The 25,529-nt window shown below is 64.9% G+C and carries 24 protein-coding genes; 13 read left to right on the top strand and 11 right to left on the bottom strand.

Features of this window, described 5'->3' with window-relative positions; genetic code table 11:
* Position 1: 1 nt before the first annotated feature.
* The 5 genes from pgl to U1708_RS12865 form a co-directional block, all read right to left on the bottom strand.
* Positions 2–706: a 6-phosphogluconolactonase gene (gene pgl / locus U1708_RS12885; RefSeq protein WP_132739130.1), complete on the bottom strand. Its 705-nt coding sequence runs from the start codon at positions 704–706 to the stop codon at positions 2–4.
* Positions 707–878: 172 nt separating this feature from the next.
* A complete protein-coding gene (gene zwf, locus U1708_RS12880; RefSeq protein WP_332746271.1) occupies positions 879–2,342 on the bottom strand; it encodes a glucose-6-phosphate dehydrogenase in 1,464 nt (487 codons plus the stop codon).
* A 23-nt stretch (positions 2,343–2,365) separates the two neighbouring features.
* A complete protein-coding gene (gene argC, locus U1708_RS12875; RefSeq protein ID WP_332746270.1) occupies positions 2,366–3,289 on the bottom strand; it encodes an N-acetyl-gamma-glutamyl-phosphate reductase in 924 nt (307 codons plus the stop codon).
* Positions 3,286–3,675 (bottom strand): SH3 domain-containing protein, encoded by a 390-nt coding sequence (locus U1708_RS12870; RefSeq protein WP_332746269.1) that lies wholly within the window; start codon positions 3,673–3,675, stop codon positions 3,286–3,288. Before U1708_RS12870 ends, argC begins: the two co-directional genes overlap by 4 nt.
* The gene (locus U1708_RS12865; protein ID WP_254686617.1) at positions 3,632–3,976 is read right to left on the bottom strand and encodes a MarR family transcriptional regulator; all 345 of its coding nucleotides are present in this window, start codon (positions 3,974–3,976) and stop codon (positions 3,632–3,634) included. Before U1708_RS12865 ends, U1708_RS12870 begins: the two co-directional genes overlap by 44 nt.
* Positions 3,977–4,223: 247 nt before the next feature.
* Here U1708_RS12865 and secG point away from each other — a divergent pair, with 247 nt between their 5' ends.
* The 10 genes from secG (at position 4,224) to U1708_RS12815 (ending at position 15,093) form a co-directional block, all read left to right on the top strand.
* Positions 4,224–4,619 (top strand): preprotein translocase subunit SecG, encoded by a 396-nt coding sequence (gene secG, locus U1708_RS12860; RefSeq protein WP_332746268.1) that lies wholly within the window; start codon positions 4,224–4,226, stop codon positions 4,617–4,619.
* Positions 4,620–4,703: 84 nt separating this feature from the next.
* Positions 4,704–6,338 carry a CTP synthase gene (gene pyrG, locus U1708_RS12855; RefSeq protein WP_332746267.1) on the top strand — a complete coding sequence of 545 codons (1,635 nt, stop codon included), beginning with the start codon at positions 4,704–4,706 and terminating at the stop codon, positions 6,336–6,338.
* A 319-nt stretch (positions 6,339–6,657) separates the two neighbouring features.
* Complete coding sequence (locus U1708_RS12850; protein ID WP_332746266.1) at positions 6,658–9,084, top strand: TonB-dependent receptor; 2,427 nt, start codon at positions 6,658–6,660, stop codon at positions 9,082–9,084.
* 232 nt (positions 9,085–9,316) lie between these two features.
* Positions 9,317–9,715 (top strand): hypothetical protein, encoded by a 399-nt coding sequence (locus U1708_RS12845; RefSeq protein WP_332746265.1) that lies wholly within the window; start codon positions 9,317–9,319, stop codon positions 9,713–9,715.
* Between the two features lie 48 nt (positions 9,716–9,763).
* Positions 9,764–10,624 (top strand): 3-methyl-2-oxobutanoate hydroxymethyltransferase, encoded by an 861-nt coding sequence (gene panB / locus U1708_RS12840; RefSeq protein ID WP_332746264.1) that lies wholly within the window; start codon positions 9,764–9,766, stop codon positions 10,622–10,624.
* A 71-nt stretch (positions 10,625–10,695) separates the two neighbouring features.
* Positions 10,696–11,436, top strand: coding sequence for a tetratricopeptide repeat protein (locus U1708_RS12835; protein WP_332746263.1), 741 nt, complete (start codon positions 10,696–10,698; stop codon positions 11,434–11,436).
* Positions 11,433–12,758 (top strand): outer membrane protein assembly factor BamB family protein, encoded by a 1,326-nt coding sequence (locus tag U1708_RS12830; protein ID WP_332746262.1) that lies wholly within the window; start codon positions 11,433–11,435, stop codon positions 12,756–12,758. The genes U1708_RS12835 and U1708_RS12830 overlap by 4 nt, the downstream gene beginning before the upstream one ends.
* 195 nt (positions 12,759–12,953) lie before the next feature.
* Positions 12,954–14,342 (top strand): ribosome biogenesis GTPase Der, encoded by a 1,389-nt coding sequence (gene der, locus U1708_RS12825; protein ID WP_332746261.1) that lies wholly within the window; start codon positions 12,954–12,956, stop codon positions 14,340–14,342.
* Positions 14,343–14,357: 15 nt separating this feature from the next.
* Positions 14,358–14,567, top strand: coding sequence for a sulfurtransferase TusA family protein (locus U1708_RS12820; protein WP_332746260.1), 210 nt, complete (start codon positions 14,358–14,360; stop codon positions 14,565–14,567).
* Positions 14,568–14,652: 85 nt separating this feature from the next.
* A complete protein-coding gene (locus U1708_RS12815; RefSeq protein ID WP_332746259.1) occupies positions 14,653–15,093 on the top strand; it encodes an Hpt domain-containing protein in 441 nt (146 codons plus the stop codon).
* A gap of 126 nt (positions 15,094–15,219) precedes the next feature.
* Here U1708_RS12815 and bfr read toward each other — a convergent pair whose 3' ends face one another.
* The 4 genes from bfr to purL all read right to left on the bottom strand — a co-directional run bounded on the left by bfr (position 15,220) and on the right by purL (position 20,345).
* Positions 15,220–15,735 carry a bacterioferritin gene (bfr, locus tag U1708_RS12810; protein ID WP_332746258.1) on the bottom strand — a complete coding sequence of 172 codons (516 nt, stop codon included), beginning with the start codon at positions 15,733–15,735 and terminating at the stop codon, positions 15,220–15,222.
* Between the two features lie 101 nt (positions 15,736–15,836).
* The gene (locus U1708_RS12805) at positions 15,837–16,007 is read right to left on the bottom strand and encodes a (2Fe-2S)-binding protein (RefSeq protein ID WP_307084162.1); all 171 of its coding nucleotides are present in this window, start codon (positions 16,005–16,007) and stop codon (positions 15,837–15,839) included.
* An 81-nt stretch (positions 16,008–16,088) separates the two neighbouring features.
* On the bottom strand, positions 16,089–17,339 hold the full coding sequence (locus U1708_RS12800; protein WP_332746257.1) for a DUF418 domain-containing protein: 1,251 nt from the start codon (positions 17,337–17,339) through the stop codon (positions 16,089–16,091).
* Between the two features lie 777 nt (positions 17,340–18,116).
* Complete coding sequence (gene purL, locus U1708_RS12795) at positions 18,117–20,345, bottom strand: phosphoribosylformylglycinamidine synthase subunit PurL (RefSeq protein ID WP_332746256.1); 2,229 nt, start codon at positions 20,343–20,345, stop codon at positions 18,117–18,119.
* Positions 20,346–20,449: 104 nt separating this feature from the next.
* Between purL and U1708_RS12790 the strand changes: the two genes are divergently transcribed.
* On the top strand, positions 20,450–20,908 hold the full coding sequence (locus tag U1708_RS12790; protein ID WP_332746255.1) for a hypothetical protein: 459 nt from the start codon (positions 20,450–20,452) through the stop codon (positions 20,906–20,908).
* Positions 20,909–20,937: 29 nt separating this feature from the next.
* Here U1708_RS12790 and map read toward each other — a convergent pair whose 3' ends face one another.
* On the bottom strand, positions 20,938–21,765 hold the full coding sequence (gene map / locus U1708_RS12785) for a type I methionyl aminopeptidase (protein ID WP_332746254.1): 828 nt from the start codon (positions 21,763–21,765) through the stop codon (positions 20,938–20,940).
* Between the two features lie 51 nt (positions 21,766–21,816).
* On the opposite strand from map, the gene U1708_RS12780 reads away from it, so the two are divergent.
* Positions 21,817–22,575 carry a competence/damage-inducible protein A gene (locus tag U1708_RS12780; protein WP_332746253.1) on the top strand — a complete coding sequence of 253 codons (759 nt, stop codon included), beginning with the start codon at positions 21,817–21,819 and terminating at the stop codon, positions 22,573–22,575.
* Positions 22,576–22,581: 6 nt separating this feature from the next.
* Here the strand turns inward: U1708_RS12780 and U1708_RS12775 are convergent, their stop codons facing one another.
* Complete coding sequence (locus U1708_RS12775; RefSeq protein WP_332746252.1) at positions 22,582–22,995, bottom strand: HIRAN domain-containing protein; 414 nt, start codon at positions 22,993–22,995, stop codon at positions 22,582–22,584.
* Positions 22,996–23,176: 181 nt separating this feature from the next.
* On the opposite strand from U1708_RS12775, the gene U1708_RS12770 reads away from it, so the two are divergent.
* Positions 23,177–25,222: a M13 family metallopeptidase gene (locus U1708_RS12770; RefSeq protein ID WP_332746251.1), complete on the top strand. Its 2,046-nt coding sequence runs from the start codon at positions 23,177–23,179 to the stop codon at positions 25,220–25,222.
* Positions 25,223–25,529 lie beyond the last annotated feature (307 nt).

Genomic DNA, 25,529 nt, shown 5'->3' with positions numbered 1-25,529 from the left:
GTCACGGCGCCCAGTGCACGTCGACCGGCAGCTCGACTTCGGCGAGCACACGGCCGATCGGGTAGGACGAGGACGGCCCCTGTTCGATCGCCTGTTCGAGCACCTTCTTCTTAGCGTCGCCGGTAATCATGATCATCAGCGCCTTCGACGAAGCGATGGCGGCAGCCGACAGCGTCACGCGCGCCAGCGGCGCTTCGGGCGGCAGCGGATCGGGCATCACGCCAAGCGCACGGCGCTCCTTGGGACCGCTCAGCGCCTCGTCGTAATCGGGGCCTGGGAAGATCGACGCGGTATGCCCGTCGCCGCCCATGCCGAGCAGGCAGAAGTCGAGCGGCCAGTGCAGGTCCTGCATCAGCGCATCCGCCGAGCGACCCGCCGCCTTGTAGTCCGACATCGCCTCGGGAACGATCGGCTTAACGCGCGCGCCCTTGGGGAGGAAGATCTTCGCCAGCGCGGTCACGTTGGACAGCGGATCGCCGAGCTTCACGATCCGCTCGTCGCCGGGAATGATCGTGACCTTCTTCCAGTCGAGCTTGGCCTGCGCGAGCTTTTCATACGCGGCGAACGGCGTCTTGCCGCCCGCGAGCGCGATCACCGCCGAGCCGCGCGCGTCGAGCGCACTCTCGATGACGAACTGGATATCACCCGCGACTGCGTTGGCGAGCTCGTCGGAATCCTCGTAATCCCACCATTCGATTTCGGTCATAAACTTGAACTCACTCAGAAAATTGCTGTCAAAAAATGCCGTTCGTGCCGAGTAGGGATCGAGCGAAGTCGAGATCCCGTATCGAGGTACAATGCCACAATCGGGCCGATCCCTCGATACGCCTTCTCGACTTCGCTCGAAGGCTACTCGGGACGAACGGACGAAAACAAACTCAGTCGTCCTGCCAGGTCACGCCGTCGCGCTCGGTCAACGCGATCGCCGCGGACGGACCCCAGCTACCCGAGGCATAACTCTTGGGCTTCATCGCATTGGCCTTCCAGCCCTCGCGGATCGCGTCGATCCAGGTCCATTGCGCCTCGACCTCGTCGCGGCGCACGAACAAGGTCTGGTCGCCCTCGATCAGGTCAAGCAGCAGGCGTTCATACGCGATCCGGCGACGCGTGCCGGCGAACTCGGCGTCCATGCTGAGGTTCAACGGCACTTCGCGCAGGCGGACGCCGTCGCGGTCGAGACCCGGCTCCTTCGCCATCACCAGCAGCTGGACATATTCCTCCGGCTGGAGGCGGATGATCAGCATGTTGGGCTGCAACAACCCGCCGCGCCCGGCGAACATCGAATGCGGCACCGACTTGAACTGGATCGCGATCTCGCTGCGGCGCGCGGCCATGCGCTTGCCGGTGCGCAGATAGAACGGCACGCCGCGCCAGCGCCAATTGTCGACATGCGCCTTGATCGCGACGAACGTTTCGGTGTTCGAGGCCTCGCCGAGTTCGGCGGAGTAGCTCTTGACGAACTTCCCCTTCACCGCGCCTTCGCCGTACTGGCCGGTGACCGTGACGTTGGGCACTTCCTCGGGCTTGATCAGGCGCAGCGAGCGGAACACCTTCGACTTTTCGTCGCGGACGTCGGTGCCCTCGAAGCGCGCGGGCGGCTCCATCGCGATCAGCGCGAGCAGTTGCAGCATATGGTTCTGGACCATGTCGCGCAGCGCGCCGGCGCTCTCGTAATAGCCTGCGCGCTCCTCCAGGCCGACGGTCTCCGAAATCGTGATCTGGACGTTGTCGATCCCCTGCGCATTCCAGACCGGCTCGAAGAACGAGTTGCCGAAGCGCAGCGCGAGGATGTTCTGGACGGTTTCCTTGCCGAGATAATGATCGATCCGATAGGTCCGGTCCTCGGGGAAGGCCTTCGCCACCGCGTCGTTGATCTCGCGGCTGGTGTCCAGGTCGTAGCCGAGCGGCTTTTCCAGCCCTACGCGGACCGTCTCGCCGGCGAGGCCAACCTTGTGCAGCCCCTCGATCGCCGATTCGAACAGCGACGGTGCGGTCGAGAGGTAGATCGCCAGCCCGCCGGAGATATCGCCGATCTTGTCCGCCAGCGGCTGGAACGCGGCCGGGTCCGACAGGTCGGTCGCCTGATAGAACAGCCGGTCGAGGAACGATCCGATCGCGCTCTCGTCCTTGCGATCCTCAGGGAGGAACTCGTCGAGCGCCTTCTTTGCGAACTTGCGGTAATCCTTGTCGTCGTGCTCGTGACGCGCAGCACCGGTGATCGTCAGGTCCTCGGGCAGCAACCCATCGGCGTGCAGGCCATAGAGCGACGGCAGCAGCATGCGCTGTGCGAGATCGCCGGTCGCGCCGAACAGGAGCAGCTTGGCTACGGGATTACGGTGCATGAAAGCTCCTGGAACTGGCCGGTTCAGAAAACCAGGCCGGCGACCGGGTCGACCCCGGCCATGATGTTGAGGTTCTGGACCGCGGCGCCGCCGGCACCCTTGCCCAGATTGTCGAGCGTCGCGACCAGCCGTGCATGGCCGACCGCATCGTTGCCGCAGACTCGCAGCGTCAGCCGGTCGGTCCCCGCATTCTCCTCGATATCGACCGCGCCAATGTCGCCCGGTGCCACCGTCACGAGCGTCGAGCCATCGAACGCCGCGCGCAAGACGTCCTCGATCGCCGCGAGGGTCGGGCGGCCGGGCAGGGCGTGGAGATGCAGAGGCACCTCGACGACCATGCCGCGATAGGCGTTGGCCACCGCGGGCGCGAAGATCGGTGCGTGGGCGAGGCCCGCATGCTGCGTCATCTCGGCGATATGCTTGTGCGCGAGGCCGAGCGCGTAGGCGCGGAAGGCCGTCGCGGGCTCGCCATTCTCGAACGCGGCGATCATCGCCTTGCCGCCACCTGAGTAGCCCGAGGTCGCGTTGACGCTGAGCGGGAGGTCGGCGGGGATGAGCCCGGCGCTGACCAAGGGCGCGACGAGCGCGAGGAAGCCGGTCGGGTAGCAGCCTGGGTTCGAAACGCGCATCGCGGTCGCCACCTTCTCCGCCTGACCTGGCAATTCGGGGAAGCCGTAGGTCCAGCCAGCGGCGACGCGGTGCGCGCTCGAGGCATCGATGACTCGCGTGCGGACATTGTCGATCAGGGTCACCGCCTCGCGCGACGCGTCGTCGGGCAGGCATAGGATCACGAAATCGGCGTCGTTCAGCGCCTCGCGCCGCGCTGCCGGATCCTTGCGCCGATCCTCCGGCAGCAACGCCAGCGTGATGTCGGTCCGACCGGCAAGCCGGTCCCGGATCTCGAGGCCGGTGGTGCCGACCGCACCATCGATGAAGACCGTGGTCATGCTGCGTCCGTCGTCGAAAGATCGAGTGCCGCCGCCTCGACATAGCCGACCAGACCGCTTGGCCGCGCGACGCCCCATGCGGAAACGCCAGCAATCTCCAACACTTCGAAACTGTCGCCAGGCTTGAGGTCGACCATCGTATCGCTCGCTTCGTCTCGTCCACTGCGCAACAAAGCTGTGCGCGCGACGGCCCGTATCATCGGCACGGCATAGTGTGGAGCGAATACGTATTCGGCCAACCGAATGTCGGCGATATCGCGCCGAACCGCATGCGTGCGCGGGTCCAGATCCACCGAACGGCCCGTCAGCGAGAAACTCGTACGGGCCTTGTCGTCGAATGGCTCAAGCGTGAGCGGGGGTACGGCCGTTTGAGCCGGCGCCAGCATCGTTGGGGGCGGGGCCGTCGCCGATGAATTGCCCGAACTCTTCAAGAAAATCTGCCCCTTCGGTCGTGCGCGCGACGAAGATGTTGCGCTTGTCGCTGTCGTCGCGTTGCCGGCGCAGATAGCCGAGGGCACCCAATCTGTTCAAGGCGCGCGTTACGACCGGCTTCGATACGTTCAGCGCACGGGCGAGGCCGCGCACCGTATGCGGCCCGGGTTTAAGGTAAACGAGCAGGAGCAATGCCATCTGACGATTGGTCAGATCGGGTTCGCCCGAGCGGACATAATCCACCAGAGCGGTCATCCAGGTCGATAAGGTATTGGCTGCCATTGATGCCACAGCGTTGATCCGCCATCTGAATTTATATGCACGATACCCAGTCATGAGCGTCATTACGGGTTCACAACGCCCGCCCGCACGGCTTGTTTCCGTAGTTTCGCACGCGGCATGCGATATGCCGTGCCCCCGATCCGGTTGATCGCCCGGTTGATCGAAGCCGCGGTGTCGCCTATGTGCGCGCCTTCGCAAAAGTTCCGGGGTTTTCCGCGCAATGTTCGCCTTCCTGCTCGTCATCCACGCGATCATCGCGGCCGCCCTCGTCACGGTGATCCTCATGCAGCGGTCGGAAGGCGGCGGTCTGGGCATGGGTGGTAGCCCGTCGGGTCTCATGTCGGCACGCGGCGCGGCCGATTTCCTGACCCGCGCGACCGGCGTCCTGGCGACGATGTTCGTGCTGTTCTCGATCCTGCTCGCGGTCCTCGCGGCGAATCACCGCACCACCACGATCGACACGTCGCTCGCCCGCACCCCGGCGGCGGCAACGGCCGTCCCGACCGCCCAGCCCAAGGGTGACGCTGCACCGTTCGCCGGTGGCGCCGAGAATGCCGGGGTCCCCGCCGGCACGACCACGCCGGCCGATAACGGCGCGGTCCCGCTAGCCAACTAAACACTCCATTCGCCGATAAATGCGCCCCGCGTGATCCGCGGGCGCTTGTCGTTCGTCCCCAACACACGCTACGAGACTCTTCCCATGGCTCGGTACATTTTCATCACCGGGGGCGTGGTTTCGTCGCTCGGTAAAGGTCTCATGGCGGCATCGCTTGCCGCTCTCCTCCAGGCACGCGGATATACCGTCAGGATTCGGAAGTTCGATCCGTATCTGAACGTCGATCCGGGCACGATGTCGCCGTATCAGCACGGCGAGGTCTACGTCACCGACGACGGTGCCGAGACCGATCTCGACCTCGGCCATTACGAGCGCTTCACCGGCGTTCCCTCGCGCCAGTCGGACAACGTCACCTCGGGGCGCATCTACCAGCAGATCATCACCCGCGAGCGTCGCGGCGATTATCTCGGCGCCACCGTGCAGGTCATCCCGCACGTCACCGACGCGATCAAGGCGTTCGCCCGCGCCGAGACCGACGGCATCGATTTCATCCTCTGCGAGATCGGCGGGACCGTCGGCGATATCGAATCGCTGCCGTTCATCGAGGCGATTCGCCAGCTCAAGAACGAGGAAGGTCGCGGCAACGCGATCAGCATCCACGTCACGCTGGTCCCTTACATCGCCGCCGCCGGCGAGCTGAAGACCAAGCCGACCCAGCATTCGGTCCGCGAACTCGCCGCGCTCGGCGTCCAGCCGGACGTTCTGGTCTGCCGTTGCGAACACCCGCTCCCGCCGTCGGAGCGCGCCAAGATCGCGCTGTTCTGCAACGTCCCCGCCAGTGCGGTCATTCCCGCGCTCGACGCGAAGAGCATCTACGCGGTGCCGCTCCAGTATCACGGCGAAGGCCTCGACATCGAAGTGCTCCGCGCGTTCGGAATTGAACCCGCCGAAGCGCCCGACCTGTCGCGCTGGACCGAGATCATGGACCGACTGACCAACCCGCAGGGCGAAGTCACGATCGGCGTGGTTGGCAAATATGTCGGCCTCCAGGACGCGTACAAGTCGCTCAACGAGGCGCTGGTCCACGGCGGCATCGCGAATCGCGTGAAGGTCAACGTCCGCTGGATCGACGCCGAGCTGTTCGAGAACGCCGAAAGCGACATCGCCGGGCAGCTCGAGCCGTGCGACGCGATCCTGGTTCCCGGCGCGTTCGGCGAGCGTGGCGCAGAGGGCAAGATCGCGTCCGTGAAGTTCGCGCGCGAGCGGAAGATTCCGTATTTTGGGATCTGCTTCGGCATGCAGATGGCCTGCGTCGAGGGTGCGCGCGATCTCGGCGGCATCCCCAATGCGTCGTCGACCGAGTTCGGCCCGACCGACGAGCCGGTGGTAGGCATGATCACCGAGTGGATGGGCCGCGAGGGCCTCGAAACGCGCGCGGCCGAGGGCGACATGGGCGGCACGATGCGGCTCGGAGCGTATGACGCGAAGCTCACCGGCAACAGCGTGGTGGCCTCGATCTACGGCGGCACCGACATTTCGGAGCGCCATCGTCACCGCTACGAGGTCAACACCGGGTATAAGGAAGCGCTCGAGCAGGGCGGCCTGGTCTTCTCCGGCATGTCCCCCGACGGCACGCTCCCCGAGATCGTCGAACGCCCCGACCACCCCTGGTTCGTCGGCGTACAGTTCCACCCCGAACTGAAGTCCAAGCCCTTCGACCCGCACCCGCTGTTCGCGAGCTTCATCGAAGCCGCGGTCAAGCAGAGCCGCCTGGTCTAACCTTCGATCCTCCCCCGCCAGGGGGAGGTGTCTGGCCTTTGCCAGACGGAGGGGGAGGTAAGCGCCACCTTCGTTCCGTGTCCCCCCCTCCGGCACCTTCGGTGCCACCTACCCCTGGCGGGGGAGGACCGTGGCCGGCGTTTGTAGCAATCCCCGGTGGAACCCGGAAAAAGTCCGGGGAGGATCGCCCAGCTTCGTCTCATGCAAAATGGCGGTGCGGGCGAGTAACAAGCCGCGCTTTCCACCCCCAAAGACAAGTTTGCATTGAATATCCCCCAAATCGGTAGACTTTGCGCGCCGAGGTTCAGGGGAAAAATTCATGTCGCTTACGCTCGCGCTGTTGTTCGCCGGTCAGGCCGCTACCGCCACGCCGCCACCGGTCACCCCCCAGGCGCCCGCCGCGGATCAGACGAACGAGCCGGCCAATGGTCGTCTCGGCAACCAGCAACAGGGCGGCGGCGACATCGTCGTCACCGCACGCCGCCGTGCCGAGACCATCCAGACCGTCCCGATCGCGATGTCCGTCATCGGCGGCACCGCGCTGGCGGAGACCGGCGCGTACAATGTCAGCCGCCTCACGCAACTCCAGCCGACGCTGCAATTCTACTCCACCAACCCACGCAATTCCGCCGCCAATATCCGCGGCCTCGGCGCACCGTTCGGGCTGACCAACGACGGGATCGAGCAGGGCGTCGGCATCTATGTCGACCAAGTCTATTACAGCCGGATCGCCTCGGCGACGTTCGACTTCACCGATACCGAGCGGATCGAAGTTCTCCGCGGGCCCCAGGGCACGCTCTACGGCAAGAATACCACCGCCGGCGCGATCAACATCACGACGCGCAAGCCCAGCTTCACGCCCGAGGCAAGGATCGAACTCACCACCGGCAACTACCAGTTCGTCCAGGCCAAGGCGTCGGTGTCCGGCCCCCTGATCCCCGACAAGCTTGCGATCCGGCTGTCTGCGTCGGTGACCGAGCGCAACGGCACGATCCACAACGTCGTGACCGGCAAGGATCTGAATGCGCAGGACAATAAGAGCGTCCGCGGGCAGCTCTACTGGAAGCCGACCGACAATCTCGATCTCGCTCTGTCGGGCGATTATGGCCAGCAGAACCCGAATTGCTGCGTGCAATATTACGCGCGCACCGGCGCGACCCAGCGGCCGCTCAACCGGCAATACGCAGCCCTCGCCGCTGCGCAGGGCTATGTCGTGCCGTCCACCAACGCGTTCGACCGTGTGACCGACGTCGATACGCCATTGCGCGCGAAACAGGAGCTGGGCGGCGTGTCGCTGCTCGGCAATCTCGATCTTGGCGCATCGACGATCACCTCGGTCAGCGCATGGCGGTTCTGGAAATGGGATCCGTCGAACGATCGCGATTTCATCGGCCTGCCGATCACGACCGTGTCGGCCAACCCGTCGCAGCAGACCCAGTATAGCCAGGAGCTCCGGATCGCCTCGAACGGCAAGCACACGCTCGATTACGTGTTCGGCGCGTTCTACTTCTACCAGACGATCGATACCCAAGGGCTTCAGGTGCAGGGTCCGGCGGCCAGTGCGTTCCTGCTCAACCCTACCAGCGCGGGCGGGCGCAATCCGGCGACGTTGAACGGCCTGACCGCACGCAACACGATCGGCTTCAAGAACACCAGCGCGGCGCTGTTCGGCAAGCTGACCTGGAACGTCAACGATCGGTTCCAGATCGCGCCGGGCCTGCGTTTGAACTACGACAAGAAGAAGGGTGATTATGTCTCGGTCGTAACCAACGGCACCGGCACGGCGCTGACCGCGGACCAGCGCGGCGTGCTCGCGCCGCAGAGCTATCAGCCCGATTTCGACAACTGGAACCTGTCGGGGGATATCACCGCTGCCTACACCGTGACGTCAGACATCCACGCCTATGCGACCTACGCACGCAGCTATAAGTCCGGCGGGATCAACCTGTCCGGCCTGCCGCTCGACGCCAGCAACAACCCGATCCTCTCGGCCGCGACGGTAAAGCCCGAAAAAGTGAACCATTTCGAGCTTGGCCTGAAAACCCAGTTCCTGGACCGCCGGCTGACGCTGAACCTCGCCGGCTTCTGGACCGAGATCAGCGATTACCAGGCGACCGTTACCAACGGCCAGCTCGGCGTGCTGCGCGGCTATCTCGCCAATGCCGGCAAGGTCCGCACCCGCGGTCTCGAATTCGACTCGGCGTTCCGCCCCACCGACCGGTTCAGTTTCTACGCGAACGGCGCCTATACCGACGCGAAATACGTGAAGTTCGTCGATGCGCCATGCCCGCCCGAACTGTCCGGCGGCACCACCGCGACCGCCGGCCAGACGCCGAGCGGACCCGGCACCGCCGGCGGGATCAGCCCGCAGAACTGCGACATCTCCGGTCAGCGCCTGCCCGGCGTGTCGAAATGGGCGTTTTCCTACGGGGCGGAATACGACCTGCCGGCAACGCTCGCCGGTCTCGATGGCCAAGTCTATCTTGGTTATGACGGCAGCTACCGGTCGACCTTCTCGTCCAACCCCTCACGCTCGGCCTATACCGACATCAACGGCTATGCGCTCAGCAACTTCCGCCTCGGGTTCAAGGCGAAGGACAGCTGGAACGTCTTCGGCTGGCTCCGCAACGCGTTCGACGAGAACTATTACGAAGTGCTCGCGCTCCAGTCGGGCAGCACCGGCCTGATCGTCGGCCAGCCCGGTGATCCGCGCACCTATGGCCTGACCGTCTCGCGGTCGTTCTGATCGTCAGGCTTTATCGTCACGACGCATTCAGGTTGGGTGCGATAGACGTTGGATACGGCCCGGAGGGACGTCGCAGTTGGAAGCTTCCGATGTCCCTCCGGTTCCGGATCCACGACATATCGCCGCGATCGGCGCCTCTTGCCTCCACGCTCTGCTGAGCGCAGTCTATTGCCAGAAAACAGGCAGGGGCGGCGACATGTTCTTCGTACGACAGGGACCCTTGTGGTTTCGCATGACGACGGGCGTCCTCGTTCTCTGGGGGGTGATCGGATGTTTCATGTGCCTGCAACAGATTCGGCTTGGTGCCGATGCGATGGGGCAGGCGAGCGCTTATGACCGGGCGCTCCATGCCACGTTGCCGGGCTGGTATGATCCGCTGTTTGCCGTCGCGGTACTGACCGGCCTCGCCGGCGCGGTCCTTCTGTTCATGCGCCGTGCGAATGCCCGACCGTTCCTGATCGCGTCGCTAGTCGCGACGGTCGCGCAGTTCGGTTGGCTGTTCGCCTCGACGGACATCGTCGGGCACAAAGGTGCCGGCGAAACGCTTGGACTACCCTTACTCGTCGTTATGGTCGCGGCGTTCACGCTCTGGCTCGTCGGCCATGCCCGGTCGAAGGGCTGGGCGGTTTGACCCGCGTGGCACTGGGCGAGTGCCAAGCCAGGCGCTACTGACGCTTCCATGTCCACGACCTATACCCTCGATACGGCGACGAGTCGCGCCACGCCGACGCCGGCACCGCTCAAACGCCTGACGATCCCCGCGATCCGTCGCCAGAAGGGCAAGACGCCGCTCGTCATGCTCACCGCCTACACGGTCCGCACAGCGCAGCTTCTCGATCCGCACTGCGACATGCTGCTGGTCGGCGACAGCCTTGGCCAGGTGATCTACGGCCTGCCGTCGACCGTCCCCGTTACGCTGGATATGATGGCCGCCCACGGCGCGGCGGTGGTGCGGGGCAGCTATCACGCGGTCGTCGTCATCGACATGCCGTTCGGCAGCTACGAGGCATCGCCCGAAAAGGCGTTCGAGAGCGCGGCGTTCTTGCTCAAGCAGACCGGCGCTGCTGCGGTGAAGCTCGAGGGCGGCACCGCGATGGCGCCGACCGTCAAGTTCCTCACCGAGCGCGGTATCCCAGTGATGGGCCATGTTGGTCTTACCCCGCAAGCGGTGAATGTCCTCGGCGGCTACGGCGCCCGCGGCCGCACGCCGGAGGAGGCTGCCAAGATCGTCGCCGACGCGCAGAGCATCGCCGAGGCCGGCGCTTTTTCACTCGTGATCGAAGGCGTGGTCGAGCCGATCGCGATCGACATCACCAACACGATCGCCTGCCCGACGATCGGCATCGGCGCGTCGGCCCAATGCGACGGCCAGGTGCTGGTGACCGAAGACATGCTCGGCATGTTCGACCGCACCGCGAAGTTCGTGAAGCGGTTCGCCGACATAGCCGATACAATCTCGTCCGCGACGCACACCTATGCAGAGGACGTCCGATCGCGCGCGTTTCCGGGCGCGGAGCAGGTCTACGCCTCCAAGGATTGATCCGCTTCCGTTTCGGTTCCGGCGCGGCTAAGGTCCGCGCCGCCACCCCCTCACTATTTCCGGAGCATTCCTTGGCCCTCCCGCCGAAAACCGATCAAGCATTCCTGCGTGAGGTCGACGAAGAACTGCGACGTGACAAGCTCGCCGGGTTCTGGACGAACTGGGGCATCTGGGTCGGGGTCGCCGTCGTTGCGGCGCTCGCCGCACTCGCTGGCTTCCTCTACTGGCAGCATCACAATGGCGAGGCTGCCGGCGTCGAGGGTGAGCAGCTTCAGGCCGCCTACGACTCGCTCGGCGCCAACAACGCTGCGGCTGCGGCCAAGCCGCTTGCCGAACTGGCCAAGTCGAACCGCGACGGCTACCGGGCGCTCGCGCTGTTCACGCAGGCCGACGTCCTGCTTCAGAAGGACGACCTGAAGGGCGCGGCCGCCAAGCTCGGTGCGATCGCCGCGGACACGTCGCTGGCCAAGCCGTTCCGCGATCTCGCACTCGTTCGCCAGACCTCGGCCGAGTTCGACACGCTGAAGCCACAGGTCATCGTCGAGCGGCTTCGTCCGCTCGCTGTTCCCGGCGGTCCGTGGCTCGGCAGCGCGGGCGAAATGGTCGCAATCTCCTATCTCCGCATGAACCAGCGTCAGCAGGCGGGGACTTTGTTCGGCCAGATCGCGCGCGATACCGGCGTGCCGGAGACGATCCGTCAACGCGCGGTTCAGATGGCCGGTGTACTGGGTGTGGACGCTGTTGCCAGCACTGGAGCTACTGCCAGGGTGATCACTCCGGCTGCATCAAACGAGGATACCAAGGCGCAATGATGAAGACATATCGGGTGACGGTCGCCGTCGCCGCGCTGATGGCGCTTAGCGGTTGTGGGATCTTCAAGGGCGGCGGCAACAAGAAGACGCCGACCGTCGGCGACCGCGTTTCGATCTTGGTTTCCGAAAACGAGGTCGAGACCGACAAGACGATTGCCGACGTTCAGGTCCTGTTGCCGGCTCCCGCGGTCAATGACGCCTGGGCTCAGCCCGGCGGCAACCCCGCCAAGTCGATGGGCCAGCTCGCGCTCGGCGACCAGCCGAAGCGGCTTTGGCAGGCCGGGATCGATGGTGGCTCGAACCGTGAGCGGCTGGGCGCAGCTCCGGTCGTGGCTGACGGCAAGCTGTTCGTCACCGATGTCACTGCAACCGTTCACGCATTCATGGCCGATACCGGCGCGGTACTGTGGAGCGCGGGCATCACCGAGGGCAAGCTCAACAGGGCCGCACGCTTCGGCGGCGGCGTGAGCTATGACGACGGCAAGCTCTACGCCACCGACGGCGTGGGTGATGTCGTTGCTATGAACGCCGCCGACGGCGCGATCCTGTGGCGTGCCAAGCCCGGTGCGCCGCTGCGTGGTTCGCCGACCGTCGCTAACGGCACGGTATACGTCCTGACGCAGGACAACCAGGTCTTCTCGCTCAACCAGGCCGACGGCAAGGTCCAGTGGGTCCAGTCGGGGACGCTGGAGACACAGGGCGTGTTCGGCGTCGCGGCGCCAGCGGTAAGCCAGGGCACCGTCGTTGCGGGCTTCTCTAGCGGCGAACTCAGCGCCTATCGCTACGAGAACGGCCGCATCCTCTGGCAGGATGCACTGTCGCGGACGTCGGTCACCACGTCGGTATCGAGCCTGTCGGACATCGACGCGGCACCTGTGATCGACGGCGGCCGCGTCTACGCGGTCGGGCAGGGCGGCCGCATGGTCGCGCTTGAGCTGTCGACCGGTCAGCGCCTGTGGGAGCAGAACTTCGCCGGCATCTCGACGCCGTGGATCGCGGGCGAATGGTTGTTCGTGGTCACCGACGACGCACGCCTCGTCTGCCTGTCCCGTTCGAACGGCAAAGCGCGCTGGATCGCGCAGCTGAAGCGCTTCCAGAATGAGAAGAAGCGCAGCAATGCGATCACCTGGTTCGGTCCGATCCTGGCAGGCAACCGTCTGGTCCTCACCAATTCGCGCGGCGAGATCAATTTCGTCTCGCCGACCGATGGCACGGTGAGTTCGACGATCGAGACGAAGACGCCGTTCTCGCTGCCCCCGATCGTCGCGAACTCGACGCTCTACACGCTCGACCAGAAGGGCAAGGTCACCGCCTACAGGTGACGTCGACTCCCTCTCCCCGCCGGGGAGAGGGAAGGGGCCCGGCGCACTTGCGCGGGGAAGGGTGAGGGGAGTGAGGCTCGAAAAGCTCACCACAACGCCCCTCACACTTCCGTCGCCTGCGGCTCCTTCTTCCCTCTCCCCAGAGGGGCGAGGGACATAGGTGACCTTTGCCGCGACACGCGCTAAGGGCCTGCCATGTCCAAACTCCCCGTGGTCGCGATCGTCGGCCGCCCAAATGTCGGCAAGTCGACCCTGTTCAACCGCCTCGTCGGCAAGAAGCTCGCGCTGGTCGACGACCGGCCCGGCGTCACGCGTGATCGGCGCGAGGGCGACGCGTCGCTGATCGGCCTCGAATTCCGCATCATCGATACCGCCGGCTACGAAGATCACGACGCGCAGACGCTCCCAGGCCGGATGCGTCAGCAGACCGAGGCGGCCGTCGCGCAGGCCGACGTCGCGCTGTTCCTGTTCGACGCGCGCGCCGGCATCGTGCCGCTCGACGAGGAGATCGCCCGCTGGCTCCGCACCGCCGATGTCCCCGTCATCCTCGTCGCCAACAAGGCCGAGGGCCGCGCGGGCGAAGACGGCATCCTCGAATCGCTCGCGCTCGGCTTCGGCGACCCGGTCCAGCTCTCGGCGGAGCACGGCGAAGGCATGGGTGACCTGTTCGAAGGCCTGCTCCCGCTGCTCGAAGGCAAGGAAGAGCTGCCCCAGGAAGAGCCCGACAACGAATATGAAGGCCCGCTGAAGCTCGCGATCGTCGGCCGTCCGAACGCGGGCAAGTCGACGCTCGTCAACCGTATCCTCGGCGAAGACCGCATGATCACCGGCCCCGAAGCCGGCATAACGCGCGATTCGATCAGCGTCGACTATGACTGGCACCCGACCGGTGGCGAAGCGCGCAAGGTTCGCCTGATCGACACCGCGGGCATGCGCAAGCGCGCCAAGGTGCAGGACAAGCTTGAGAAGATGTCGGTCGAGGACGCGCTCCATGCAGTCGACTTCGCCGAGGTCGTCGTGCTGCTGCTCGACGCCACGCTGGGCCTTGAGGCTCAGGATCTCCGCATTGCCGACAAGGTGCTGCAGGAGGGCCGTGCACTCGTCATCGCGCTCAACAAATGGGATATCGCCGAGAGCGCCTCGTCGCTGTTCAACGGCGTCAAGCGCGCGCTCGAAGACGGCCTGAGCCAGGTCAAGGGCGTCACGGTGATGACCGTGTCCGGCGCGACCGGCAAGGGCATCGACCAGTTGCTGCAGGCCTGTTTCGACACCCGCGACGCGTGGTCGAAGCGGGTCGGCACCGGCGAGCTCAACCGCTGGTTCGAGCGCGCCATCGAGGCGACGCCGCCGCCGGCCCCAGGCGGCAAGCGTATCAAGATGCGCTACGTCACGCAGGTCAAGACGCGTCCGCCCAGCTTCGTCATCTTCGGCACTCGCGTCGATCAGCTACCGGCGAGCTATGAGCGGTATCTGGTCAACTCGATGCGCAAGGACTTGGGCTTCGGCGCGGTACCGGTCCGCCTGATGTTCCGTGCGCCAAAGAACCCGTATGACGATAATGGCAGGGGTGGCGGCGGCAACTAGGCGCCGGTGTCCGGCGTGGTTCGTATCGATGCCAGGGGCATGCGCTGCCCTTGGCCCGCCGTGCGGCTAGCCAAGGCTCTTCGTAGCGGCGAGCGCTCGGTCGCGATCATCGCCGACGACCCGCAGGCGCCAACCGAACTCGCGGCCGTCGCGGCCTCGGCCAATGCGACGATAGAGATCGTTTCGGATGAGTCTTCTCAAACCTTTGTCATAACTTGTGTTTAGTATGACAAGACTGTGTTTACCCGGATAGGGTATGGTTCAGCCTACATCTTCATGACGCTATTTGCTTAACGGGGAGAAGGCGACGGTGTCGTTTGAGGGAAGCACCCTGCTAAATTGGCCGGCGTTCGTGCAGGCCCGCACCGAGTTGGGTGCGGAATTTGGCCGCATCCTCGGGTATTTTCGCGAGGACGGCGTCAAGTCAGTTGCTGGGATCGAAGCGGCGATGCGCGGCTTGAACGCGGCGGCAATGGTGATTCCTGCGCACACGCTGAAGGTCGAGGCGCGGCAGTTTGGGGCCGAACCGCTGGCCGATCTGGCCGAAGCGATTGAAGTCATCGCGCGCGACTGCCTGGAGATGCAGGATACGCCGGACGAGGCGCTGGAGCATATCGTCCGGTTGCGGCCATTGTTTGTCGAGACACTGACGTTGCTGGAGCGCGAGGCCAATCCGGTCGTCGTCCGCAAGCCGGCCGCCAGCGGCGGCTTCGGTCGTCGTGCTGTGCCGACGGGGTTCGGCGGGGACTGATACGCCGCCGAGTGTCTCTCCGCCTTAAATACGTCCGTCATCCCGGCGAACGTTGGGATCCAGAGCCAAGGACGTCGTCTTATATGGCTCTGGATCCTGACTTTCGTCAGGATGACGGGGGGCGGATCAGCCCTTGAGATTGGGCGCGGCGCCGGCCTTGGGCGAATCATGTTCCGAGATCGAGTTGAGCTGGATGTAGTTGTGGATACCCATCCGCGCGATCATCTCGAACTGGCGCTCGATCGTGTCGACATGCTCTTCCTCGCTGGCGAGGATGCGGGCGAACAGGTCGCGGCTGATGTAATCCTTGACCTCTTCGCAGTACGAGATCGCGCCCTTTAGCTGGACCGTCGCCTCGACTTCGAGCGCCAGATCCGACTTCAGGACTTCCTCGACGGTTTCGCCGATGCGGAGGCGGCCGAGCAGCTGAAAGTTCGGCAGGCCATCGAGGAACAGGATGCGCTCCGACAGCCAGTCGGCATGCTTCATCTCGTCGATGGATTCCATCCGCTCGTACTGGGCGAGCTTGTAGACGCCCCAATGCTCGAGCATCCGGTAATGGAGCCAATATTGATTGACCGCGGTCAGCTCGTTCTTGAGCGCCTCGTTCAGATATTCGATTACTTGGGGGTCGCCGCGCATGGCCATATCTCCGTCACCTCTGACGAACATGTAGCGCTGGCGTCACTGTAACCGCAACCCGAAAACGGCGGATTTCTGCGGTTTCTTAGCTGTTGCGACGCTTATGCAGCGGCGCGTTCCTCGTCGATAATCGCTCGCGCTATCGACGCGCACTGGCCGCATTTGGGTTTCCGGCCCATCGAACGAAAGGCTTGGCAGGGTGTGGTGCAACCGCCGCGTGCGCAGTTGCGAACGTCGGATTCTCGTATGGCATTGCAAACGCAGACGACCATGGGATCTCCCTAGCTGTAAGCCGGGGATACGGATAATGCGAACCACTCGCAAGCCCTTTTGCGTCTTGTTCGCAAATAGCATCATCGGCTGGTCGCGAACGCCGAACCGCGCATCGGCTGGCATTCGAACCGAGACAGGCTGCGCCAGAGCCATTCGAGCGGACCGTAGCGGAATCGATCGAGCCACGGTTTCGACCAGAGGAGCATCAGGAGCCAGATCGGCACGACCACCAGATAGAGCTGTGCGCGCGACAATGCGCCGTACAGTCCGAACCCGTAACCGTAGAACAGCGTCGTGCAGATCACGGTCGTCCCGAGATAGTTGGAGAACGCCATCCTGCCTGCTGCCGAGACGCGGGTCGTCAACCAGCCGCCGGGGCGAGCGAGCAGGATGATCGCCGCGGCGTAGCCCATGATCGTGAGGGGCCGGAACGGCGTGGCCAGGGCCAGCCAAGACAGCGCGACATACCGCGCGTCGAACCCGTGGGCGATGTCGAACGTCGCTATGCCCGCATAGGCGAGCCAGCCAATTCCGACTCCGGCGACGGCGATCGCGGCATAATGTCGCTTCGACCATTCGCCGGTGAGGAATCCCGATCGCAGGCCCGCCATGCCGAACAGCATGAACCCGAGCGTCTCCGGGCCGGTGGCGGTCAGGGACGTGATCGGCCCGACCGCGTGCGTCCAACGCCACGCGACCAGTTCCCGCCATCCGCCACCTCCGATGGCAAGTCCTCGCGCGATGGAGGTACGGGAGGGTTGGCCGAACTGATCCGCCAGCGACTGCCAGTTCGCTATCGCGCGCGCGGTCGCATCGGGCCTGTGCGCGGAGGCTTGCAGGTCGAACGTGTACGCGCTGAGCGTCGCGAGTTCGACCGTCTGGAGCGCGATGCAGGCCAGTCCGACGACGACCAGCCAGCGAACCGGCAACCGTGCGAACATGTACGCGATCGCGCCGACCAGCGCGTAATGCGCGAGGATGTCGCCCCACCACAGCAGGTACAGGTGCGCGATGCCGAATACGAACAGCCATGCCATTCGGCGCAGGTGGACGGTCGCCGGGTCCTCGCCACTCAGCTCCGCACGGCCGATCACCAGCAGCATCGACGCGCCGAACAGAAACGAGAACAACCCGCGCATCTTGCCGTCGATGACGATGAAGGTCGTGGTCCATGCGATCAGGTCGGGCGTGCTTGGCCAGCCCATCGAGGCGGGGGTCATGTAGGCGAATTCGGGGAAGCCGAACGCGGCGATATTGGCGGCCAGGATGCCCATGACGGCAACGCCGCGGATGAGGTCGAGCGTGGCGATTCTGGCGGGGGTGGGGGTCATGCGGGCAGAGTGAAGTATAGAAAGTATAGACGCTCGCGCAGCATTTCGTGGGACCGTCGTAGGGGGTGGAATGCGGGGATATTGACCTGGGGAATGCCGATGATGGGAGTGCCTCTGATGAGGCTGAATTTGGCGATTCCGGTGGGGGCGGGGGTCATGCGGGAAAAGTGAAGTATAGGAAGTATAGACGCTCGCGCAGCAATTTCGTCGGGTTGTGGGGGGGGCAGTGCGGCATGGTTTTGCTTGGCTGCAACGCGGGCGTGACGGCCTTGGGTGTGCCGGACGGATGCGGGCGATACTGAGTGTACGCTTGGGCTCGGTCGGCCTGTCTTGGTGGTGCTGTCGGCTGGGAATGCTTCGGTCATGGTCCGACGCTGGCATATCGTGGTGGTGTAGGACAGGTCGGTGTTAGAGGCGGGTGTGATAGAGTATGCGGTGGGATTACTGCGCTCGGCCCGTCGCCCTGGCGGAAGCTGGGGTATCATTCGGACGGCGTCTCCTGCCTCCTTGTTCTCCCGCGAAGGCGGGAGTCCAGACTGGGTCCCCGCCTTCGCGGGGACACATGGTGCGGTTTGGGACTGTTTGCTTGCTCCCAAATAGGAACCACCCCGGCGTAGGCCGGGGCCCAATTGGGGGACGGTTATGGCGAAGGGCAGCGCTTCGTTACCGTGGCTATCCCAGTTGGGCCCCGGCCTTCGCCGGGGTGGTTGCTTTGCTTTGCTTTGCTTTGCGTTGGGACGGCTGAAGCACTCTAACGACGGTACGCCGCCGCCCCTATCATGCCAACGCCGCATCAACCCCCATCAGCTTCGGGAAGAACCCCTCGTGCGCGGTGCGCAGCGCGTCCAGCGCGATCACGTCGTCGCGGTCGGGGCGTTCGAAGATCAGGCGCTTGCCGCCGGTGCGGCCGAGCGGTTCGGCTTCGACGTCGGCGGCGTGGGCTGCGCCGAGGAAGTCGAGTAGCGCATGATCCTCGACCGTCACGATGTAGACGCCCTGGTCCTCGGCGAAGAACGCGCGGGCGCAGTCGAACGGCTGTTTGCGGTCGATCATCGCGCCGATGCCGCCCGCGAGCGCCATCTCGGCGAGTGTTACCGCGATGCCGCCGTCGGAGACGTCGTGGACTGCCGTTAGCTGGCCCAACGCGATCGCTTCGCGGATCAAGTCGCCGACGCGGCGCTCGGCGGCGAGATCGACGGGCGGGGGCGGGCCGGCGTCGAGCTGTTCGCGACCGTGGCATTCGCGCAGCCACAAGGACTGGCCGAGATGGCCGCCGCGCGTGCCGACTGCGAGGATGATGTCGCCCGAGCCCTTGAACGCGATCGTCGCATTCTTCTGCCAGTCCGCCAGCAAACCGATCGCGCCGATCGCGGGCGTCGGCAGGATCGCCGAGCCACCGCCCGTGGCCTTCGATTCATTGTAGAGTGAGACGTTGCCCGACACGATCGGGAAGTCGAGCGCGATGCAGGCATCGCTCATCCCTTCGAGGCAGCCGACGATCTGGCCCATGATCTCTGGGCGCTGCGGGTTGGCGAAGTTGAGGCAGTTGGTCACGGCCAAAGGCAGCGCGCCTACCGCGGTCAGGTTGCGCCACGCTTCGGCGACTGCCTGCTTGCCGCCTTCGACCGGGTCGGCGAAGCAATAGCGCGGCGTGCAGTCGGTGGTCATCGCCAGCGCCTTCTGCGTGCCGTGGACGCGGACGACCGCGGCGTCGCCACCGGGGCGCTGCACGGTGTCGGCGCCGACCATGTGGTCGTATTGCTCCCAGATCCAGCGGCGCGAGGCGATATCGGGCGAGCCCATCAGCGTGAGCAGATCGGCGGCGATGTCGTTGCTATGCGGCGCGTTTTCGAGCGGCGCGGGCTTGGGCGTTGGCACGTGCGGGCGATCGTAGAGCGGTGCTTCGTCGGCCAAGGGCCCGAGCGGGATGTCGCAGACGGTCTCGCCCTTGAACGTCAGCACCATGCGGCCGGTGTCGGTGACGCGGCCGATGACCGCGAAATCGAGCTCCCACTTCTTGAAGATCGCCTCGGCCTCGGCTTCGCGGCCGGGCTTGAGGACCATCAGCATGCGCTCCTGCGATTCCGAGAGCATCATCTCGTACGGCGTCATGCCGGTCTCGCGCTGCGGCACGTCGTCCATCACGAGTTCGATGCCGACGCCGCCCTTCGACGCCATCTCCACCGCCGAAGAGGTGAGGCCGGCGGCGCCCATGTCCTGGATCGCGACGATGACGTCGGTCGCCATGAGTTCGAGGCAGGCCTCGATCAGCAACTTCTCCGTGAACGGATCGCCGACCTGGACGGTCGGGCGCTTGGCGTCCGAATCCTCGCCGAAGTCCGCGCTCGCCATCGTCGCGCCGTGAATGCCGTCGCGGCCGGTCTTGCTGCCGACATAGACGATCGGATTGCCGATGCCGCTGGCGGCCGAATAGAAGATCTTGTCTTGGTCGGCGATCCCGACGGTCATCGCATTGACCAGGATGTTGCCGTCATAGGCCGAATGGAAGTTCACTTCGCCGCCGACGGTCGGCACGCCGACGCAATTGCCATAGCCGCCGATGCCGTGGACCACACCCGAGATCAGGTGGCGCATCTTGGGGTGATCGGGGCGGCCGAAGCGTAGCGCGTTGAGGTTGGCGATCGGCCGCGCGCCCATCGTGAAGACGTCGCGCAGGATGCCGCCGACGCCAGTCGCGGCGCCCTGGTACGGCTCGATGTACGAGGGGTGGTTGTGGCTCTCCATCTTGAAGATCGCCGCCTGGTTGTCGCCGATATCGACGACGCCGGCGTTCTCACCCGGGCCACAGATGACGCGGGGTCCCTTGGTGGGGAGCTTCATCAGGTGGATCTTGCTGGATTTGTAGCTGCAATGCTCGGACCACATGACCGAGAAGATGCCGAGCTCGACCATGTTCGGCTCGCGGCCGATGGCGCGCAGGACGCGCTCATATTCTTCGGGGGACAGGCCGTGGTCGGCGACGATCTGCGGTGTGATCTCGGTCATGGGGCGGGCTTTAGCGGGGTGTGACGCGTTCGTCACGTAGGGAGGACGCATCGTTTTCATTCGATGAGCTTGCTCGCGCACCGACGTCGACCTAGCCTGCGACGATGCGGATCAAAGCGCTCACCTTCGCCATTGCCGGGATCGTCGCCGTCACGGGGACGGCATGTGCCGTGCAACTCTCGCCCGAGACGATACTGGAGGCGTCGCGAGGCATGACCCGCCTCGTAGGGATGTCTCCGGCGGGGACGGAGACGTGGGCCCGGCTATCCGTCGCACGCGGAGGAAAGCAGGATTTGTCAGCGTTCGACCGGATCGACCGCGAAATCGGCGAACAGCTCGCGCTCGATACACCGGACAAAACGAAGTTGGCAGCTCTCGCCAAAGCTTATGCGGCGGAGAGGGCCAGGGTGGAACTTAACGAGCAGAATCGAATGATCGCCGACGCATTTCAATTGTCGGATGCCGACCGTAAAATCTTGGGTCGTTTTCTCGTACGATCCCGTACCCCGCAGGCCCGTACCCCGCAGGGCGCGAATGCTCCGGTGTTGTCACCGCAGCCATAGCCGAAATGCCAAGCGGTGCGTCAAACCGCTCAGACGTATGGCGGTTGCGTGTAGCCCTTGGGGCTGAGCGTGAAGATGTCGCAGCCGGTCTCGGTAATCCCGATCGAATGCTCGAACTGCGCAGAGAGCGAGCGATCGCGCGTGACCGCCGTCCAGCCGTCGTCGAGCAGCTTCACGTCGGGACGGCCGATATTGATCATCGGCTCGATCGTGAAGATCATGCCGGGGCGCAGTTCGGGGCCGGTGCCGGGCTTGCCGACATGGACGACTTCGGGGGCGTCGTGGAACAGCCGGCCGACGCCGTGGCCGCAGAAATCGCGGACCACGCCGTAGCGATGCTTCTCGGCATGGCGCTGAATCGCGTTGGCGACGTCGCCCATGCGGTTGCCGGGTTTCGCCTGCTCGATGCCGATCATCAGGCATTCATAGGTGACTTCGACGAGGCGGCGCGCCTTGATGGGCACGTCGCCGATCAGGTACATCCGGCTCGTATCGCCGTGCCAGCCGTCCAGCAAAGGCGTCACGTCGACATTGACGATGTCGCCCGATTTCAGCGTCTTCTCGCTCGGGATGCCGTGGCAGACGACGTGGTTGATCGAGATGCAGACGCTGTGCGTGTAACCGCGATAGCCGAGCGTCGCGGGGACGCCGCCGCCGGCTATGATGAAGTCGTAGATCAGCCGGTCGATCTCGGCGGTGGTCACGCCGGGCACCATGTGCGGCACGATCATGTCGAGCGTCTCGGCGGCGAGCCTGCCCGCCTTCATCATGCCTTCGAACGCGGCGGGGCCGTGGAGCTTGATGGCGCCGGTGCGCGCGTCGGGCTGGTCCGATGTGACGGTTACATATTCGGTCATGACGCGCGATATAGCGTGGCGGGCGCGGTTTTGCGAGGCTATGCGAGGGGCATGGTAGAGGAACGCATCTGGACGGCCGCGCTGACGATCATCGGCGACGAGATTCTGTCGGGCCGCACGCAGGACAAGAACGTCGCGCAGATCGCGGCCTGGCTCAACGTGCAGGGCATCCGCCTCGCCGAAGTGCGCGTGGTCGCAGACAAGACCGAGGCGATCGTCGAGGCGGTCAACATCCTCCGCGCACGCAACGATTACCTGTTCACGACCGGCGGAATCGGGCCGACTCACGACGACATCACCGTCGATGCGATCGCCGAGGCGCTGGGCGTCGCGGTCGAGCATCATCCGCGCGCGATGGCGGTGCTGGAGGCGTATTACGCGACGCGCGGCGGACTTACCGATGCGCGCGCAAGGATGGCGCGGGTGCCGGTCGGGGCGGACCTGATCGACAACAAGGTGTCGGGCGCGCCGGGGATCAAGATCGGCAACATCTTCATCATGGCGGGCGTGCCGCATATTACGGCTGGGATGCTCGACGCACTGACGGGGACGCTCGAGGGCGGGCGGCCGGTGGTGTCGAAAACGATCGGCTGCTGGGTCGCGGAGAGCGAGGTCGCGGACCTGTTGCGCGATGCGGAGAAGACGCATGAGGGTGTCGCGATCGGCAGCTACCCGTTCTTTCGCGATGGGAAGACGGGTGCGAACTTCGTGGTGCGGAGTTCGGACGAGGCGTTGGTCGATCGGTGTCTGGCGGACCTGACGCGGGATCTTGAGGCGACGGGTCGGATCGTTACCGCTCAGGGTATCTGACGCGGCTCAGGCACCCCATTCGGGGCCGTCGGGATCGGGATAGAAAATGTCGGGATCGTATTGTGCGGAGCGTGAGCGCGGCGCGGACTCGACCGGTTCCGGCAAGGTCGGCGCACCGCCGGCGAAGCGGATGCGGACGTAGCCCATGCTGCCGGCGAGCGCCTGGAAGACGACCGCGTAGTCCTCTTGCTGCATGCGCCGGCCGATAAAGGGTGCGCGCTCGGCCGATAGATAGCCCATCTGTACGCCGCGCAGGCTGAATACCGCGACCGCGTTGGCATCATGCGGGTTCTTCGGTTCGCGCCGCAGTTCGACCGACTCGCCCGGAACGCACAGCAGCAGTTCCATACGCCGGTTGCTCTTGCTCTTGTCCGCGTTGGGAAAGTCGATGCCGACCACGCTGAGCGTCAATTCGTCCATACCACAGAAATAGGCTGGATCGTGCCGATCGAAAGCCGCGGCCAGCCTTGCCCGACCCGATGCGTCGGAAACGGACGCATATTGTTCGGCATCCGCCCTCGAACCGTAAGATCGGTCTGGATTTTTCGGATCCGACCTGTTCCAATCCCGGTTCGAACCGTCCTTCGATCATGGAGTTACGATGCCGTCATATCCTATCTCGCGGCTGTTGCTGAGCGCCGCGACGCTCACGTTGTCGACGTCGGCCTTCGCACAGACCGCCGCTCCCGCCGGGACTCGCTATGGCAGTTTCGGGATCGATCTCACCGCCGCCGACAAGTCGGTGAAGCCGGGTGACGATTTCTGGACCTATGCGAACGGCAGCTGGAACAAGCGTACCGAGATCGCCGCGGATCGCACGTCCGCCGGCGGCAGTGTCATTCTCGCGGATCAGGCCGAGCAACAGGTCCGCACGATCCTGGACGACGCGGCACGCGATCCGGCGGCGGTCGGCCCCGGTGCCAAGCAGTTCGGTGACCTGTATGCGAGCTTCATGGACGAGGCGGCGATCGAGCGCGCAGGTGCCGCACCGCTGAAGCCCTATTTCGCGAAGATCGACGCCGCGACCGACAAGCAGAAGCTGCAAGTCCTGTTCTCGACGGTCGGTTATGCCGCGCCGGTCGAGGTCGGTCAGTTGCCCGATCCCGCCGATCCGAAGCGCTATGCGGTCGCCGCGGGGCAGGGCTCGCTCGGCATGGGAGGGCGCGATTACTATCTGGAGCAGGGGCCGAAGTACGACACCTTCCGCACCGCGTACCGCGCGTATGTCGAGAAGATCCTGACTCTGTCGGGCATACCGGATGCGTCGGCCAAGGCGGACCGGATCGTCGCGCTCGAAACCGCGATGGCCAAGGTTCAGTGGTCGCCCGTCCAGTCGCGCGATCTGAAGGCGATGCTGAAGCCGATGGATGCCGCCGGTCGCAAGGCGCTCGCGCCGGACTTCGACTGGCCGTTGCTGCTGTCGACCGCGGGCTACAGCCAGTTCCCGATCGTCTACATGACCAATTCCACTGCGCTGACCGAAATCGGCAAGCTGTACGCGACCACGCCCGTCTCGACATGGCAGGACTGGATGAAGTTCCGCCTCGCCTCGTCCAGCGCGAACGTGCTGCCCAAGGCGTTCGATCAGGCGAGCTTCGACTTCTACGGCAAGACGCTCGCCGATCAGCCGCAACAGCGCGCACGGTGGAAGCGCGGCATCGCGATGGTCAACGGCACGATGGGCGAGGCCGTCGGCGAGGTCTATGTAAAGCGCCATTATCCGCCCGAGAGCGAAGCGAAGATGGGTGAGCTGATCGCCAATCTGCGTGCTGCGTACAAGGAGCGGATCGGCGCGAACGGCTGGATGGACCCGGCGACCAAGACGCAGGCGCTGGCAAAGCTCGCCGCGTTCGATCCGCGGATCGGTCATCCGGTGAAGTATATCGATTATGCGTCGCTGAAGGTCGTGCGCGGCGATCCGCTTGGCAATGCGATCCGTTCGGGCGAGTTCCAGCATCAGCTCGAACTGTCGCGGCTCGGCAAGCCGGTGGACCGCACGCTGTGGGGCATGACGCCGCAGACGGTGAACGCCTATTACGATCCGCTCAACAACCAGATCACGTTCCCGGCCGCGATCCTGCAGCCGCCCTATTTCGATCCGAAGGCGGATGCCGCGGTGAATTACGGGGCGATCGGCGCTATCATCGGTCACGAAATGGGCCACGGTTTCGACGATCAGGGCAGCCAGTTCAGCGCATCGGGCAAGTTCGAGAACTGGTGGACGCCGGAGGCTCGCACCGCCTTCACGCAGCGTACCGCCGCGCTGTCGAAGCAATATGATGCGTATGAGCCGATCCCCGGCGTGCGTGTGAAGGGTGCGCTGACGCTCGGCGAGAACATCGGCGATCTCGGCGGTGTCGAGACGGCCTATGCCGCGTATCAAAAGTATCAGGCCGTCCACGGCAAGGCACCGGTGATCGACGGGCTGACCGGCGACCAGCGCTTCTTCCTGTCCTATGCGCAGGCGTGGCAGGCCAAGTTGCGCGAGGGTGCGGCGCGGGCGCGACTGTTGACCGATCCGCACTCGCCACCGTTCTACCGCGTCAACGGCATCGTCCGTAACGTCGACGCCTGGTACACCGCGTTCGACGTGAAGCCCGATAATGCACTGTATCTGGCACCGGCGCAGCGCGTCCACATCTGGTGATGCGATGCCGTGTCGGTGAAGACCGACACGGCGGCCCGGAACGGCGTCGCGTGACGTTGTTCCGGGTGACTAGTTCCAACTCTTGAAGCCCGCTTGCCGCTTGCCGCTTGCCGCATGCCGCATGCCGCATGCCGCATGCTGAACGCTTGTTTCCCCATCGGAACAATCGATTCCCCATCAAGCGTTGCGGTTCCATGCTGCGACGCTTTGCTGCGCTGCACAAATCAAGAGTATGACTAACTGACCTGCTCCCCTCCCTGGAAGGGAGGGGCTGGGGGTGGGTAGGCTTGAGGCTGATGCTGCGTCA

Source organism: Sphingomonas arabinosi (genome assembly GCF_036663715.1).
Classification (GTDB): domain Bacteria; phylum Pseudomonadota; class Alphaproteobacteria; order Sphingomonadales; family Sphingomonadaceae; genus Sphingomonas.
Note: the sequence above shows the minus strand (reverse complement) of the source record. Positions and strands in the feature narration are given on the sequence as shown.

Coding starts and splice junctions, on each gene's coding strand:
- pgl (WP_132739130.1), bottom strand. CDS start 706: ATGACCGAAATCGAATGGTGGGATTACGAGGATTCCGACGAGCTCGCC.
- zwf (WP_332746271.1), bottom strand. CDS start 2,342: ATGCACCGTAATCCCGTAGCCAAGCTGCTCCTGTTCGGCGCGACCGGC.
- argC (WP_332746270.1), bottom strand. CDS start 3,289: ATGACCACGGTCTTCATCGATGGTGCGGTCGGCACCACCGGCCTCGAG.
- U1708_RS12870 (WP_332746269.1), bottom strand. CDS start 3,675: ATGCTGGCGCCGGCTCAAACGGCCGTACCCCCGCTCACGCTTGAGCCA.
- U1708_RS12865 (WP_254686617.1), bottom strand. CDS start 3,976: ATGACCGCTCTGGTGGATTATGTCCGCTCGGGCGAACCCGATCTGACC.
- secG (WP_332746268.1), top strand. CDS start 4,224: ATGTTCGCCTTCCTGCTCGTCATCCACGCGATCATCGCGGCCGCCCTC.
- pyrG (WP_332746267.1), top strand. CDS start 4,704: ATGGCTCGGTACATTTTCATCACCGGGGGCGTGGTTTCGTCGCTCGGT.
- U1708_RS12850 (WP_332746266.1), top strand. CDS start 6,658: ATGTCGCTTACGCTCGCGCTGTTGTTCGCCGGTCAGGCCGCTACCGCC.
- U1708_RS12845 (WP_332746265.1), top strand. CDS start 9,317: ATGACGACGGGCGTCCTCGTTCTCTGGGGGGTGATCGGATGTTTCATG.
- panB (WP_332746264.1), top strand. CDS start 9,764: ATGTCCACGACCTATACCCTCGATACGGCGACGAGTCGCGCCACGCCG.
- U1708_RS12830 (WP_332746262.1), top strand. CDS start 11,433: ATGATGAAGACATATCGGGTGACGGTCGCCGTCGCCGCGCTGATGGCG.
- der (WP_332746261.1), top strand. CDS start 12,954: ATGTCCAAACTCCCCGTGGTCGCGATCGTCGGCCGCCCAAATGTCGGC.
- bfr (WP_332746258.1), bottom strand. CDS start 15,735: ATGCGCGGCGACCCCCAAGTAATCGAATATCTGAACGAGGCGCTCAAG.
- U1708_RS12805 (WP_307084162.1), bottom strand. CDS start 16,007: ATGGTCGTCTGCGTTTGCAATGCCATACGAGAATCCGACGTTCGCAAC.
- U1708_RS12800 (WP_332746257.1), bottom strand. CDS start 17,339: ATGACCCCCACCCCCGCCAGAATCGCCACGCTCGACCTCATCCGCGGC.
- purL (WP_332746256.1), bottom strand. CDS start 20,345: ATGACCGAGATCACACCGCAGATCGTCGCCGACCACGGCCTGTCCCCC.
- U1708_RS12790 (WP_332746255.1), top strand. CDS start 20,450: ATGCGGATCAAAGCGCTCACCTTCGCCATTGCCGGGATCGTCGCCGTC.
- map (WP_332746254.1), bottom strand. CDS start 21,765: ATGACCGAATATGTAACCGTCACATCGGACCAGCCCGACGCGCGCACC.
- U1708_RS12780 (WP_332746253.1), top strand. CDS start 21,817: ATGGTAGAGGAACGCATCTGGACGGCCGCGCTGACGATCATCGGCGAC.
- U1708_RS12775 (WP_332746252.1), bottom strand. CDS start 22,995: ATGGACGAATTGACGCTCAGCGTGGTCGGCATCGACTTTCCCAACGCG.
- U1708_RS12770 (WP_332746251.1), top strand. CDS start 23,177: ATGCCGTCATATCCTATCTCGCGGCTGTTGCTGAGCGCCGCGACGCTC.